The sequence below is a fragment of the Acidaminococcus hominis genome (assembly GCF_022484025.1).
Lineage (GTDB): Bacteria > Bacillota > Negativicutes > Acidaminococcales > Acidaminococcaceae > Acidaminococcus > Acidaminococcus hominis.
On sequence record NZ_JAKVMG010000001.1, the window covers coordinates 1627500 to 1642028 of the forward strand.

Consider the following 14529-nt stretch of genomic DNA (forward strand, 5'->3'; position numbering starts at 1 on the left):
GTTATTCACCCTTCCTTTCGAACAAACATAAATAAAAACCGTCAATGCCGTCCCGCCAGGGCAGGATCTGCAATTCCTCCACCAATTCCCCGGTCAGGGGGTGGGCAAAGGGCACCGGCGCAAAGTTAGGCTGGTCCTTGAGAAAGGCTTCCCGCACCCGGCTGTTTTCGTCCCGTTCCAGGGTGCAGGTACTGTAGAGGAGCCGTCCCCCCACCTTCACGTACCGGGCGGCATTGGCCAGAATTTTTTTTTGCAGGGGCGGGAACTGACTAAGGGTCCGCTCCTCTTTCCGCCAGCGGGCTTCCACCCGGCGGTTCAATACCCCCAGGCCGCTGCAGGGGGCGTCCACCAGAACCCTGTCCGCCGTCTTTTCCCATTCCGGCACAACCACCGTACCGTCGGCCTTCTGGGTTTTGATGCAGGTAATCCCCAGGCGCTGGGCATTTTCCCTGACCAGTTCCAGCTTGTGGTCGTAGATGTCAAGGGCCAGGATTTCTCCCTGATTGGCCATCTTCTGGGCCAGGTGGGTGGTCTTCCCGCCAGGGGCGCTGCACATATCGATTACCCGCTGTCCGGGCTGGGGATTCAGCACCGCCGCGTCCAGCATGGAACTTTCGTCCTGGATATACAGTTCCGGGCCAAAGTCCTGGAGCAGGCTGTCCAGGGAGGGCAGGCTGTCGCACAACAGCCCGTCCGGGGACCACTGGGACAGCCGGGTCACAATGCCCCGCTCTGCCAGCCGCTGCTGGAGGCTTTCCCGGGTGGTCTTCAGGGTATTCACCCGTAAGGCCAGGGGCGGCACCTGGTTGTCAAACTGGCACAGCTTCACGGCCTCGTCCAGGCCAAAGCGGAACTTCCAGCGGCGAATCAGCCACTCGGGGTGGTAATAGCGCAGGGCCAGCCGGGTCAGTTCATACTTTTCCCCAGCCGGCAGCTTCCACTGGTTCTTGGTCCGGGCCAGTTGGCGCAGGGCCCCGTTGGCCAGCTTTACGCTGCCCTCGTTCACCCATTTCCGGGCCAGTTTGGCGCCTTCATTGCAGGCCGCCGAGTCCGGAATCCGGTCCAGGAACAGCAGCTGGTAGGCGCTGAGCCGGAGAATCACCAAAAGGGTTTCGTCCAGCTTCCACAGAGGACGATTCACCACCTTTTCCAGGTACCAGTCCAGGGTCCCCAGGGTTTTCACCGTGCCGTACACCAGCTCCGTGGTCAGTTTACGGTCTAACGCAGACAAAGGAGCCCCACGCAGCCCCTGGCTTAAAGCCAGGTTTGCGTAAGCCCCCTTGAGCAAAGTTTGTTTTAAAATCAGCAAAGCCGCTTCCCGCGGATCTTTAGTGGTTACGTTCATGTAAATCCTCTTTTATAATGAAAGACTTGATGGCCTCTTCTACCTTGTGCATATCCGTGTGGGTATTGAAGCAGGGCCCGTTGGGCCGCTCGTTCAGCACCCCGATTACCGGCAGGGGAAAGACATCCTGGATGCCGCTGGTCAGGTCCCGTTCACAGGCTACAGCCAAGATGGCTTTGGGCCGGGCCTTCTTCACGGCCTGCCGGGCCAAGGTCCCCCCGGTGGCAATGGCCACATGGACCCCGTATTTGTTGGACAGGGCCAAAAGGTCCCCTACCCCGCAGCGGCCGCACTGGTGACAGTTGTGGATGTCCCGGGTCACCTTATAGGGACAGGTATCCAGCTGGATGCAGTGGGGGGTCAGGATCAGCAGACGATTGGCGGGAACCCGCACATGCTGCCGCCGGACCAGATGGTTGCTGACCTCAATAAAGGATTGTTCAATCCTCCGCTTGGAAATTCCCATCATTTTCCCCAAAAACAGTACCAGGGGATACAGAAAATTGATGATATGCCAGGCCCACATATAGAAAAATTTCATGGTGGGAAAACCCACAATGGCCATGACAATCCCCAGCACCCCGGAAACCAGGGCTACCGTTACAAGCAGCGCGGCAATCCCCACCACATGGGGCAGCAGCGGATGAAGCTGCTGCAGGCCCGGCACCATCAGCCGCCACAGGCCAAATACTACAAAGCCCGCCAGCACCGTGGCCAGGGAAACCAGCGCGATAAACAGCCGTTTTTTCGGCCGCAGTACCATATCTATCATTGTTATGCCAATATTTCTCCTGGTTCCAGACTTTTGCCGTTGACAAATTGGTCAGCCAGCATCCGTTTCTTGCCTTCCGGCTGGCATTGGGTAATTTCCAGACTTCCCTCTCCGCAGGCAACCAGGATGCCTTCCGGATTGGTTTCCAGCACCGTTCCCGGTGCCCCCAATTGACCCTGTTCGCTGCGAATCCGGCTGGCCCAAACCTTCAGGCGCTTGCCGCTGGGCAGCAGGGTAAAGGAACCCGGCCAGGGATCAAAGGCCCGGATCTGGTTGTGCAGCTCCCGGCTGGATTTGCTCCAATCCAGCTTTTCCATATCCCGGGTAATCAGGGACGCATAGGTAGCGTCCTGTTCCGGCTGGGGCACAGCCTTAGCCGTTCCCGCTGCCAATTGGTCAATGGTATCCAGCAGCAACTGGGCGCCCCGTTCCTTGAGAATATCGTGGAGCTGCCCCTGGGTCATTTCGTCCGTTACCGGTACTGCGGTTTTGGCCAGCATAGCACCCGTATCCATGCCCACGTCCATCTGCATAATGGTGACACCCGCTTCCTTTTCGCCTTTCAAGATGGCGTAATGGATGGGGGCCGCACCCCGATACCGGGGCAGCAGGGACGCATGAACATTGATGCAGCCGTACCTAGGCAGTTCCAGCAGGCTTTTAGGCAGAAACTGGCCAAAAGCAGCTACCACAATAAGCTCCGGGGCCAGTTCTTCCAGCGCTTCCAAAAATTCCGGGGTCTTCACCCGTTCCGGCTGAAGTACCGGCAGGTTCTGGGACAGGGCATATTCCTTGACGGCGGACATCATCACCTTGTGTCCCCGGCCTTTGGGACGGTCTGGTTGGGTGACCACCGCCGCAATTTCATGCTGGCCGCTTTCCACCAGGGCTTTCAGGCTGGCCACCGCAAATTCCGGGGTTCCCATAAAAACAATTTTCATATGCGTTCCTCTTCCTTGGGTTTGGCCGTCAGGCTGATGGCCTTATCAATAAACAAAATGCCTTCCAGATGGTCACATTCGTGCTGGAGAGCACGGGCCAAAAGGCCCTGGGCCGTAAGGCGGTAGTGGGTGCCCTTGGCGTCCTGATAGGTGACCGTAATCTGGGCCGCCCGCTCTACTTCCCCTTCGTAGGTGGGTACACTCAGGCAGCCTTCCTCGTCCACTTCTTCCCCCACGGGGTCAGACAGTACCGGGTTCACAAACTCCCGAATGCCATAGCCATCTCCAGCATCAATGACCACAATGCGCTTGCCCAGACCAATCTGGGGAGCTGCCAGACCGCAGCCGTTGGCCCGGTACATGGTTTCCGCCATGTCCTTCATGAGCTTGGCCAATTTTTTATCAAAACGGGTAACCGGAGCTGCCTTTTCCCGCAGGATGGGCGCCCCAACTTTTACAATATTATAGATTGCCATATGCATCGCTCCTATATCTTTTATTACCATTTTACCGTTAACCTATATTATACCATTGAATGGCAAAAAATCACCAGCCCACAGCCCGGTTTCTCCAGGAATCTGGGAAATTTCCGAAAAATTGCCCTATACGTAAAGTTTTAGAGATGATTTTTCCAAAAATCCCTTAAAAAGAAGGGTTTTCAAGGGTGCGCATAGAATATATAAAATAACAAGGAAAATATTCAGCACCCGTACTGTGAAAAGCAGCTGCAAGCTAGGCTGCTGCGTCACAGCTCTCCCCGCCCGAGGTTCTGCAGCTGCAGGCTCGGGCTAAGGCCGCCTGCCCAAGGATGAGGCAGGGCCCCATCAAGGTCTGACTGGCCGCCCGCCGTCAGACAGAAAAGGAGGGCACCATGGAAATGCAAAACGGACTGCCCTGGCTCCAGGGCCCCAGCCTATTCAATTTCATAAAAGAACATTTGACTCCCCAGGGCTTCTTTACCCTGAAAAACCTACCGGATACGGCGCCGGATTCCCTGTCCGCCGGGATGTTTCCCCTGCCGGGCATGAAAGACCTGTACCTGCTGGACGACGAGGCGGAAGCCGGGGAGTCCGGGGAAGCACTGTACCTGGACATCTACCAGGCTCTCCAGCGCTACAAGAAGAAACCCAGCCCGGAAGCAGCCCTCAGCCTGTACCAGCGGGTTACCCACGCCCCCTGCATCTTGTATTTCGATAAGCTCAGCCGGCGGGTCACCCACCTGCGCTACTCCCCCAGCCTGTGGAAGCTGACCAAAACCTGGCTGTACCAAGCCACGGACCGGGAAGCGGTAAAATTCGCGGTGATTGCTGCCGGAGCCTTTTTAAAGAACAAACGGGGCAAACCGGAAGCAGAAGCCCTGAAACAGGATCTGCTGCTTTTGGCCCGCTGCGAGGAGTTCACCAAATTTGTCCTCCAGGCCCTGGAGGACAGTGACAGCCTGGACCAGGACGACCTGCGGGTCCTGCTGCTTCACACCACGGGCTGGGGCCGGGTCTGTGCCATCAAGCATTTCCACTTCACCACCCGGGCCTCCCAGGAATGGCTGCTGATGAAGGGGCTGAAGCTCACCGTCCACGACCCCAGTCTGCCCTTATGGGTGCTGGAACATCTGGACCTGGAAAAGTTCCTGGACCAAAAGAGCCTGTCCCACCCCCTGTTTTTGGGGATTACCCGGCTCCTGGCAGATTACTTCCAGTACCTGCTGGAATGCATCCAGGAAGACCTGCTGCCCCAGGAAAACAAGGTGGACCTGTTTACCCTGCTGCCCAAGTATTTTTCCCAGGCGGCGGACCATTACCTGGATATTGCCGTAGCCTCCTCCCTGGTAGCTATGGCGGCAGCCATCCAGTACATGCTCCAGAAAAAGTTCTACTTTGCCCTGTCGGCCATCCAGTGCCAAATCCTTTTGGATTCCCTTAACGCCCTGTTAAGCTCCGTGGACTGGCGGCCCAAGATTTTGGCAGCCCTTCTCACCCCGGAAGGCGAAGCCAACCTGCCGGTCATCGAAATGGCCGCCATCCTGGACATTGATATCCAGCCGGAACTTTGGCGGCTGCTCAAAGAGCAGCCCAGCCTGACCACCCTGTACCGGCCCCTGCTGTGGCAGGCCAATGACCAGGATGTGAAAGACGTGCTGGCCTTTGCCCGGCTCCATCTGGACGACTACCTAAAAGGAAAGGGCCAGCTGGCAGATATGCTCCATCCCCTGGAATACTTCCCAGGACAGGGGGAAGACCTGCTGGAACGGAGCCTGACCAGCGGCAGCAGTGCCAACCGGTCCGATGCCCTGGACGTATTGGAATCCTGGTCGGACGGCCAAAAACCCCTGTCGGAGAAAATGCGCCAGGCCCTGTCCAAGGTCCAGAATCTCAGCAACACGCCACTGACCCGGCTGCGGATTGATAGCCTGCTCCAGGGAAAGGAACTGAACCTGGATGGAATCCGGAAAGCCCTGGAAAGCGGCTGTACTACCTAGAAAACTCCGTATAGAAAAAGGGAACTGCCCAGGCAGTTCCCTTTTTTTGTGCAATTACAATCCTTTCAGCGTCCGGTTAAAGAATTCCAGCACCACTTCCATTACTTCCGGCTGGTACCAGTACACGCCCCCGTGGGCGGCGCCGGTAACCACGTACCGGGTGGAATCGATGCCCTTCTCTACCAGGGCCTTATGGAGGATTTCCGTCTGGCTGGGCGATACCACCACATCCTTATCCCCGTGCATCAACAGGAACGGCGGGGTCTTGGAGGAAATGTAGGTAATGGGGTTGGCGGCTTCTGCCTTTTTCAGGTCGGAAGACACATTCCCTGCATGGCCGGTAAAAACGGAAGAACCGTTAAGCCACAGGTTTTCCGTAGCCCCGTCCGAAGCGTGGAGCTTCTGTACGGCTTCCGAATAGTCTGCCCCAATCTTGGTCAGGTCGGACAGGCCATATTCGTCAAAAACGGCCTGGACATCACTGGACTGGTTCAGGTATTCCCCCTTGTCGAATTGCTTGGTGCCGTTGGTGGTACCGGCAATGGCCACCAAATAGCCGCCGGCACTGCCGCCCCACAGACCGATATGTTTGCTGTCCACATTATACTGGGCAGCGTGGGCTCGAAGGAAGCGGACCGCCGCCTTCACATCTTCCAGGGGTTGGGGCATTTGGGCCGTAGGAGCCACCCGGTAGTTGATGCTGGCCACCACGTAGCCGTTTTCGGCCAGTTCCACCCGGCGGCTGAGCATATTATCCTTGTTGGCGTTGATAAAACCGCCCCCGGTGACAAAAATAACTGCCGGCAGAGGCGTTTTGGGGTTCTTGGGACGAATGATGTCCATAGTAAGGGGTACGTTCTCGTAGCCCCGGCTGGGCACCTGGGCGTAAACTACCCCGGAAGTATAGGTCATTTCCGGTTTGCTCAGCTGCAAATCAATCCGGCCGCTGCCGCTTTTGTCGGCAGCCGGGGTGATTTTCCCCTGGGCAATATATTCTTTGACAGTTGTCATGGTTCCCTCCTGACTTTGGACAGCGGTTTTACCGGGGGCCGCAGTCACCGGGGAAGCCGGTGCCGCATAGGCAGCGGCAGACAGCGCCGTCAGGCAGGCGCCCAGGGCTAAAGCCGTACGAATTTTTTTCATGGGAGTTGCTCCTTCCATAAAATAGAATGAAGTAATACTTTTACTATATCACGCTGATGGGATCCACGTCAAAAGACAGGCTGGGCTGGGCCCAAAATTCCGATTGGCGCAGCCATTCCTTTACGGGCTCCATTTTATGACTTTTTAGCAGGATGTTGATTCGATAAATTCCTTTTACCATAGGCACAATGGCAGGGAAGGGGCCCAGGATTTCTACTTCCGCCTGGGTTTCCAACTGCCAGGCCTCCAGATTGTTCACCACCCGCTGGGCAGTGGAAAAGGCCGTTTCCATTTCCTTGTGCTGGACGGTAATCTTCAGCATCTTGGTAAAGGGCGGATAATTCAGCTCCTGCCGCTGGTCCAGTTCATGCTTGGCAAAGCCTTCATAGTCCTGCTTGGCTGCCAGCTGGAGAATGGGATTTTCCGCATCGTAGGCCTGAAACACCACCTGGCCAGGTTTGTCCCCCCGGCCGGCCCGGCCCGCAGCCTGGGTCAGCAGGGCAAAACAACGCTCCCCGCTGCGAAAGTCCGGCAGGTTCAGGGCTGCATCAGCGCTAAGGATGCCCACCAGGGTCACATTGGGAATGTCGTGGCCCTTGGCCACCATCTGGGTGCCCAAAAGCACGTTGTACTCCTGCTTGCCAAAGGCCCTGAGAATCCGCTCGTGGGCAAATTTGGCTGAGGTGGAATCCTGGTCCATGCGAATGGGATGCACCCCCGGACACAGCTCCTGGATTTCCATTTCGGCCTTTTCCGTGCCGGTGCCAAAGAACTTGATCCGCTTGCTGCCGCAGTTGGGGCAGGTGTGGGGCACGGGCATGGTATAGCCGCAGTAATGGCATTTCAGCAGCTGGTCCTTGGCGTGGTACACCAGGGAAACGGCGCAGTGGGGACAGGTAATGGCCTCCCCGCAATCCCGGCACAGCACAAAGGTGGAGAAGCCCCGGCGGTTTAGCAGCACAATGGCCTGCTCCCCATGCTGGACGGTCTGCTCCAGTTTTTCCCGGAGTTCTCCCGAAAGTACGGACCGGTTCCCCTGCTGCAGCTCCGCCCGCATGTCCACAATGGATACCTGGGGCAGGCGGCTGCCGCTTTTGGCCCGCTGGGTCAACCGCAGCCGGGTATATTTCCCCTTCCGGGCGTAATAATAGGATTCCAGGTCCGGGGTGGCCGAGCCCAAAAGCACCGGCACCTTCCGGTAATGTGCCCGGTACTGGGCCACCAGCCGAGCATGATAGCTGGGCCGGGTTTCCTGTTTGTAGGTACCTTCGTGTTCCTCGTCGATGATAATCAGGCCCAAATTTTCAAAGGGGCAGAACACCGCTGAGCGGACCCCAATCAGCACCCGTGCCTGGCCGGAGCGCATTCTCTCCCACACGTCCGCCCGCTCATTGGCGGACAGCTTGCTGTGGGCCACGGCCACATGGTCCGAGAACCAGGCCTTAAAACGCCGCACGATCTGCCCGGTCAGGGCAATTTCCGGCACCAGTACCATCACCTGCTGCCCGGCCCGGACGGCCCGGTCGGTCAGCCGCAGGTAGACTTCCGTCTTGCCGCTGCCGGTGATGCCTTCCAGAAGAAAGGTCTGGGGCTCCTTTTCCGTTCTGGCCCGGTCCACCGCTTCCACCGCAGCCTGCTGCTCCGGAGTCAGCTGCAAATTTTCCCGGGGTGCCTCCAGATGCTCGTAGCTGTCCCGCAGCACCCGGCGCTGCCCTTCCTCCAGATAGCCCAAAAGCACCAGAGCGTGGATTACATCGTTGGAGATGCCCTTGGCTTGCAGTTCGTGGCTGGTCAGCACGGTCTTTTCCGGTAATAGGGAAAGGGCGGCCTGCCGGCTTTTACCCCGGATCAGGCCGTCCTTTAGGGCCTGGCGCCCTGCGGCAGTGCTTTGCAGGGTACGTTCGGTCTTTTCCCGCAGCTTGTATTTGGTTGCGAAGGACAGGCTCACTGCCCCTTTGGTGATCAGTCCCTTCAGGGCATTTTCCCCTCCGTCCAGGCGGCAGATTTCCTTCCGGGACCGGCCGCCCCGAAGCAGCAGATAATCGTAGAACTCCTGCTCCGGTTTGGTCAATTCTCCGGCAAAATCCGGTTCCGGCTGGTAACGGCCGGTGACGGCCACACTGCTCTTGCCTGGAATAAACAGGCGCAGGGCTTCCGCCAAGGTACAGAGATAGTACTGGGACAGCCAATGGGCCGTGGCCAGCATCTCCTGATCAAACCAGGGCGCCGTGCCCAACACATCGGCAATGGCCTTCAGGTCCAGGGAAAGGTCCGGCTCCCGGTCCTCCTCCACAATAAAGCCTTCCAGCATTTGTGAGCCAAAAGGCACCACTACCCGCCAGCCTTCGTCCAGAAAGTCCATGCTTTCCGGCACCCGGTAGGTGAACTGCCGGAACATATTCTTTACCGGCAAATTAATGGCAACCTTTGCATACTTCATTTTAATGCAGAGCCTTTTTCAAAACATCTACCTTGTCCAGATGTTCCCAAGGCAGGTCCACATCCGTCCGGCCAAAGTGGCCATAGGCTGCGGTCTGGCGGTAGATGGGTCTTCTCAAATCCAGGCTCTTGATGATGCCGGCCGGGGTCAGGGAGAAGTTCTTTCTGATCAGTTCCACGATTTCTTCTTCCGGAATGGCATTGGTGCCAAAGGTGTTGACCGCGATGGAAACCGGGCGGGCTACGCCGATGGCATAGGCCAGCTGGATTTCACATTTCTTGGCCAAACCGGCAGCCACCACGTTCTTGGCCACGTAGCGGGCTGCGTAGGCAGCACTCCGGTCCACCTTTGTGGGATCCTTGCCGGAGAAGGCGCCGCCCCCATGACGAGCCATGCCGCCGTAGGTATCCACGATGATTTTCCGTCCCGTCAGGCCGGAGTCCCCCTGGGGACCGCCGATCACAAAACGGCCGGTGGGGTTGATGTGGTAAATGGTCTTTTCGTCCAGCAATTCTGCCGGAACCACCGGTTTGATAACGTATTCCAAAATGTCCTTGCGCAGCTGTTCCATGGAAACCTTTTCGCTGTGCTGGGCAGAAACTACGATGGTATCCACCCGGACCGGCTTGTCGTCATCATATTCCACGGTAACCTGGGTCTTGCCATCCGGCCGCAGATAATCCAGGATTCCCTGTTTCCGGACCTGGGCCAGCCGGTAAGCCAGCTTATGGGCCAGGGAAATGGGCAGGGGCATATATTCCGGAGTTTCGTCCGTGGCATAGCCGAACATCATGCCCTGATCGCCGGCGCCGATTTTTTCATCGTCGTCCTGGTTGCCGCCCTTGGCTTCGTCGGATTCATCCACGCCCATGGCAATATCCGGGGACTGTTCGTCGATGGACAGCAGCACCCCGCAGGTAGCTCCGTCAAAGCCGTATTTGGCACGGTCATAGCCGATGTCCATTACGGTCTGCCGGGCAATTTTGGCAATATCCACATAGCAGCTGGTGGAAATTTCCCCTACCACATGGATTTGGCCAGTGGCTACCAGGGTTTCACAAGCAACCCGGGCATTGGGGTCCTGGGCGATGATGGCATCCAGGACTGCGTCGGAAATCTGGTCGGCAATCTTATCAGGATGGCCTTCCGTTACAGATTCAGATGTAAAAAACTTTTTCATAGTTCCTCCTTGAGTAAAAAAAATACTCCCCATTGAGAGAGAGTATATAGGCTCTCATCTCACAATCGAAAAACCGCATTGTAGGATTTAGCACCGTTGGCTTACGCCATGGTTGCTGTGGGTTCATTGGGCCATTCCCTCCGCCACTCTTGATGAGCAATATGTAGTTTGCAATAAAACATTATATACAACTGTATCAAAAAAAGCAATAGTCAACCCAGCCTTCCCGGAGAAAGGCCGGGGCTGCCTTTTAGTAATGGACCACATTCTTGCCGGCCCGGATTTTGTCCACCACCGGCTGGCCTTCCTCACTGCGCAGGTAGTTCCAGGTAGTCTCCGGCACCAGGGCCTTCACTTCGTCCCAGTTGCCCTGCTGGATATCCCGGCGCACGGTAGAAGCACTGACCACAATGCCGTTTTGGGTTTTCCGGGGCACAATGACGCAGCCAATCCCCGCTTCCGGCAGCCGTTTGGCCATGACCTGGTTGTAGAGCCCGGTCACCAGGCTGGTGGGTTCCTCCCCTACGTAGCGGGCGGTAATGCCCATGCGGGCAGCAATTTTCGTGAAAATGGCCAGGTCCAGGTTGGCGTGGCTCAGGATTACCGCTTCCTCATCCTTTTGGAAGTAGCTGGGGAAGGTGTTCTGGCTGATGATGTAGGGACCGCTGTCGTGGTAGCGGATATTCTTCAAATGGGCCGTGCCTTCCATAATCAGGCGCTTGCGCACCGTATAGGGAAAGAAGCTGGCGTCCTCGCTGACCATGAACAAGTGCACCAGGTCATTTTCCTGGGCGGCCTTTTCCACCAGGTACTGGTGTCCCAGGGTAAAGGGGTTGGCGTTCATCACCACGGCTGCCACCCGGGGTGCTTCCACCTTGCTTTGGGCCAGCTGGTCCAGGTAGTGGGCAAAGCCATCGTGCTTATTTTCCATAAATACCACCTGGTCTTCCACCCGGGCAATTTCGTAAAAGCCCAGGTCCCCGAAGAACTTGGCGGACGAACATTTGGTGTACAGGAACAGGTGGGTATGGCCCTGTTCAAACTGGCGCTGGACCAGATGGGAAACGATTTCGTTCATCAGGCCTTCCCCCTGATGGTGGTGATCCACCGCCATGCAGCGCAGGGTATTTCCAAAGCAGCTGCCGGTGGCTACGGCGTGGTAATCCTGGTCAAACATGACACAGGTATAATCCAAATTGGCATCCCGGCGGATTCCTTCCTGCTCCAGCAGTGCATTCACTTGGGCATTGGTGCGGGTGTCAGAAGGGTACACCGGAGAAATTACATAATCAGACATAAGCTCCTCCGTACGTTCTAGAATGGTTCCATTATAACACAAAGGAGAGGGCCCCCTAAAGGGCACCCTCTCCAATCTGACACTCAACTTTTCTTATGTACCGTAAAAGGAAACAGTTACATCCGGACCAGTTCGTATTCCCGGGTGCCCAGGCCTATCTTCACGCCATGTTCCAGCGTGGTTTCCCAGTCCACCAGGGGGTTGCTGTCCAGGAAATGGTCGTGGTGCTCCTCCCAGCCCTTTTCGGCCAGGTGGTCGGACAGCTGGCTGTTGGGCAGGGGCGGCATCTTCTGGCAGGCATCGGCGCAGGCCTGATCCACGGCAATGGGATCGGTGGAAGCAAAAATGCCGATGTTGGGCAGAATGGGTGCGTCATTTTCCCCGTGGCAGTCGCAGTTGGGGGAAATGTCCATAACAAAGTTGATGAAGAAGCTGGGCCGGCCGTGGAGCACAGCCAGGGTGTACTCAGCCATTTTCCGATCCAGCAGCTCGTTGGCATCCCACTGTACCGTTTGGATGGCGTCAAAGCTGCAAGCCCCAATGCAGCGGCCGCAGCCTACGCACAGGTCTTCGTGAATAAACGCTTTGTTGTCAATGTACTCAATGGCGTCAGAACCGCATTCGCTGGCACAGTGCCGGCAGCCCCGGCACAGCTCCGGGTCCACCTTGGGAGTACCGGAGGAATGCTGTTCCATTTTCCCGGCCCGGCTGCCGCAGCCCATGCCGATATTCTTGATGGCGCCGCCAAAGCCGGTAGATTCATGACCCTTGAAGTGGGCCAGGCTGACCACAATGTCCGCATCCATAATGGCCCGGCCAATTTTGGCCTTTTTGATGTATTCCCCATTGGGTACGGGAACTTCCACTTCATCGGTGCCCCGCAGGCCGTCCCCGATGATGACCTGGCAGCCCGTGGTGGTAGGATTGTAGCCGTTTAAGGCGGCACATTCCAGATGGTCCAGGGCGTTTTTCCGGCTGCCCGGATACAGGGTGTTGCAGTCTGTCAGGAAGGGTTTGCCGCCCCATTCCTTGATTAGGTCCGTAACCGCCTTGACATACTGGGGCCGGATGGTGGCCAGGTTGCCCAATTCGCCAAAATGCATCTTCACAGCCGTATATTTGCCTTCGAAGTCAATGCTGTTCATTTTGGCCACTTTGCACAGCCGCTGGAGTTTGGTCAGCATGCTGGTACCCACTGGGCAGCGAAAATCCGTAAAATACACTTTTGCTTTTTCCATGAATGAATAACTCCCCTCGGTGCTTTGTCCTCAAACGGGACAGGTGCCCTGTACCTGATAAAATAGAGTAAAACCGCTTAATGGTGGTACTTTTCGTTGCGCAGAATCTTGAAGGCCCGGTAGATCTGCTCCAGCAGAAGAACCCGGATCATCTGGTGGGTGAAGGTCAGGGGTGAAAAGCTCCAGCGGAAATCCGCCCGCCGGCGCAGGTCATCCGTATAGCCAAAGGGGCCTCCAATGACAAAGGTCAGATGGCTGACCCCCTCCACCATCCAGCGGTCCAGCTTCTCCGCCAGCTGGGGAGAGGAAATTTCCTTTCCCTTCAGATCCAACAGCACCACATAGCTGTGGTCGTCAATCAGCTTCAGGACGCGCTCCGTCTCTTTTTGCAGTACCTGCTGCTCGGCAGCCGGAGAGGCGTTTTCTGGCATTTTTTCTTCCGGAATGCATTTGATTTCCAGCTGGCAATAGGCCCCCAGCCGTTTCACAAATTCCGCCTCTGCGCTGCGCAGATAGTCTTCTTTTAATTTGCCCACACAGGCAATGGTAATCTTCAGCATCAGTTATTGCTGTCCTGCTGGGGCATTTCTGTTAAGGTTACGTTCTTATCCACTTCCGTATCGCCCCGCAAGATGGTGACAGGAACCGTCTGCCCTACCTGGCACTTGTTCAAAGCGTCCCGAAGAGCAGCCACCGAATCAACCTTAGTCCCATTGAATTTGGTAATGATATCATTCGGGCGAATGCCTCCCTGATAGGCTGGACCATTTTGAAACAATTTGGCTACAAACAGCCCTCCTCTCAGGTCGATATTGAACCCAAACCGTTCTGCCAAGGTCTTGTCAATGAGGCTGACCCCCAAATACGGGCGCACCACCCGGCCCTGTTCGGCCAACTGCTTGATAATGGGTTTGGCTTCGTTGATAGGAATGGCAAAGCCAATGCCTTCTACGCCGCTGACCACAATCTTGGCGCTGTTGATGCCGATGACCTGACCGTCTGCGTTGGCCAGGGCCCCGCCGGAATTGCCGGGGTTAATGGCTGCGTCGGTCTGGATCAGGCGGAAGCGCTGCTCACCCAAATCAATGGTCCGGTTCAGGGCGCTGATGACGCCGGCGGTTACCGTACCCCGGAATTCCATGCCCAGGGGGTTACCGATGGCAATGGCCGGTTCGCCCACCATCAGGGTATCGGAATCACCAAATTCCGCTACCGGCAGATCCTCGTCGGCCTGGATTTTCACCACTGCCAGGTCCGTGGTGGGATCGGTGCCCAGCACCTTGCCGGTGTAGGTTTTGCCGTTGGACAGGCTGACCACAATTTCCTGGGCCCCTGCCACTACGTGGTTATTGGTCACAATCAGGCCATCCTTGCTGTAGATGACCCCGGAACCGCTGCCCTTTTCCACCAGCTGGGTCCGGTTGAAATAATCCCGCACCAGGGCCTTGTTGGTAATACCCACAACCGTAGGACCCACTTTCTTGGCAGCCTGGACGATGGGAGTATTCCGATTGGCACTGAGCTTGGAATCGGCTTCCTTCATTTTCTCTTCCTGGGTGGTAGCCGGCTTGGCAGCCGTCTTATCATTGGTGGCCTTGCTGGCCAGCCCGCAGCCGGCAGTAAAGAAGCTCATGCTGAGAGAAAGAGCCAGTAAGGTGCTCAAGGTTTTTTGGGAAAGTTTGCGTTTCATACGATCA

General features: G+C 56.8%; 12 protein-coding genes and 1 riboswitch. Of the genes, 1 reads left to right on the plus strand and 11 read right to left on the minus strand.

What is annotated here, in order from left to right; genetic code table 11:
• Position 1: 1 nt before the first annotated feature.
• Genes rsmB through def form a run of 4 tightly spaced genes read right to left on the minus strand, consistent with a single transcriptional unit; the run spans position 2 to position 3534 of the window.
• Positions 2-1345, minus strand: coding sequence for a 16S rRNA (cytosine(967)-C(5))-methyltransferase RsmB (rsmB, locus tag LKE88_RS07245; protein ID WP_105326265.1), 1344 nt, complete (start codon positions 1343-1345; stop codon positions 2-4).
• Entirely contained in the window at positions 1329-2117 is a 789-nt protein-coding gene (locus tag LKE88_RS07250; RefSeq protein WP_105326266.1) for a DUF116 domain-containing protein, read from the minus strand. The genes rsmB and LKE88_RS07250 overlap by 17 nt, the downstream gene beginning before the upstream one ends.
• 2 nt (positions 2118-2119) lie before the next feature.
• A complete protein-coding gene (gene fmt, locus LKE88_RS07255; RefSeq protein WP_105326267.1) occupies positions 2120-3058 on the minus strand; it encodes a methionyl-tRNA formyltransferase in 939 nt (312 codons plus the stop codon).
• Entirely contained in the window at positions 3055-3534 is a 480-nt protein-coding gene (def, locus tag LKE88_RS07260; protein ID WP_105326268.1) for a peptide deformylase, read from the minus strand. Before def ends, fmt begins: the two co-directional genes overlap by 4 nt.
• Positions 3535-3929: 395 nt before the next feature.
• Between def and LKE88_RS07265 the strand changes: the two genes are divergently transcribed.
• Positions 3930-5534: a hypothetical protein gene (locus tag LKE88_RS07265; protein WP_105326269.1), complete on the plus strand. Its 1605-nt coding sequence runs from the start codon at positions 3930-3932 to the stop codon at positions 5532-5534.
• A 54-nt stretch (positions 5535-5588) separates the two neighbouring features.
• On the opposite strand, the gene LKE88_RS07270 is transcribed toward LKE88_RS07265, so the two are convergent.
• From LKE88_RS07270 to LKE88_RS07300, 7 genes are all read right to left on the minus strand, one after another.
• Entirely contained in the window at positions 5589-6545 is a 957-nt protein-coding gene (locus LKE88_RS07270; protein ID WP_105326522.1) for an alpha/beta hydrolase, read from the minus strand.
• Positions 6546-6720: 175 nt separating this feature from the next.
• Complete coding sequence (gene priA / locus LKE88_RS07275) at positions 6721-9117, minus strand: primosomal protein N' (protein WP_118286737.1); 2397 nt, start codon at positions 9115-9117, stop codon at positions 6721-6723.
• Position 9118: 1 nt separating this feature from the next.
• Entirely contained in the window at positions 9119-10297 is a 1179-nt protein-coding gene (metK, locus tag LKE88_RS07280; protein WP_105326271.1) for a methionine adenosyltransferase, read from the minus strand.
• A gap of 51 nt (positions 10298-10348) precedes the next feature.
• A riboswitch (SAM riboswitch) is annotated at positions 10349-10456 on the minus strand.
• Positions 10457-10547: 91 nt separating this feature from the next.
• Positions 10548-11594 (minus strand): [citrate (pro-3S)-lyase] ligase, encoded by a 1047-nt coding sequence (citC, locus tag LKE88_RS07285; protein WP_105326272.1) that lies wholly within the window; start codon positions 11592-11594, stop codon positions 10548-10550.
• 116 nt (positions 11595-11710) lie between these two features.
• Entirely contained in the window at positions 11711-12832 is a 1122-nt protein-coding gene (locus LKE88_RS07290; RefSeq protein WP_105326273.1) for a DUF362 domain-containing protein, read from the minus strand.
• A 77-nt stretch (positions 12833-12909) separates the two neighbouring features.
• Entirely contained in the window at positions 12910-13392 is a 483-nt protein-coding gene (gene rlmH / locus LKE88_RS07295; protein ID WP_105326274.1) for a 23S rRNA (pseudouridine(1915)-N(3))-methyltransferase RlmH, read from the minus strand.
• On the minus strand, positions 13392-14522 hold the full coding sequence (locus tag LKE88_RS07300) for a S1C family serine protease (RefSeq protein WP_105326275.1): 1131 nt from the start codon (positions 14520-14522) through the stop codon (positions 13392-13394). Before LKE88_RS07300 ends, rlmH begins: the two co-directional genes overlap by 1 nt.
• Positions 14523-14529 lie beyond the last annotated feature (7 nt).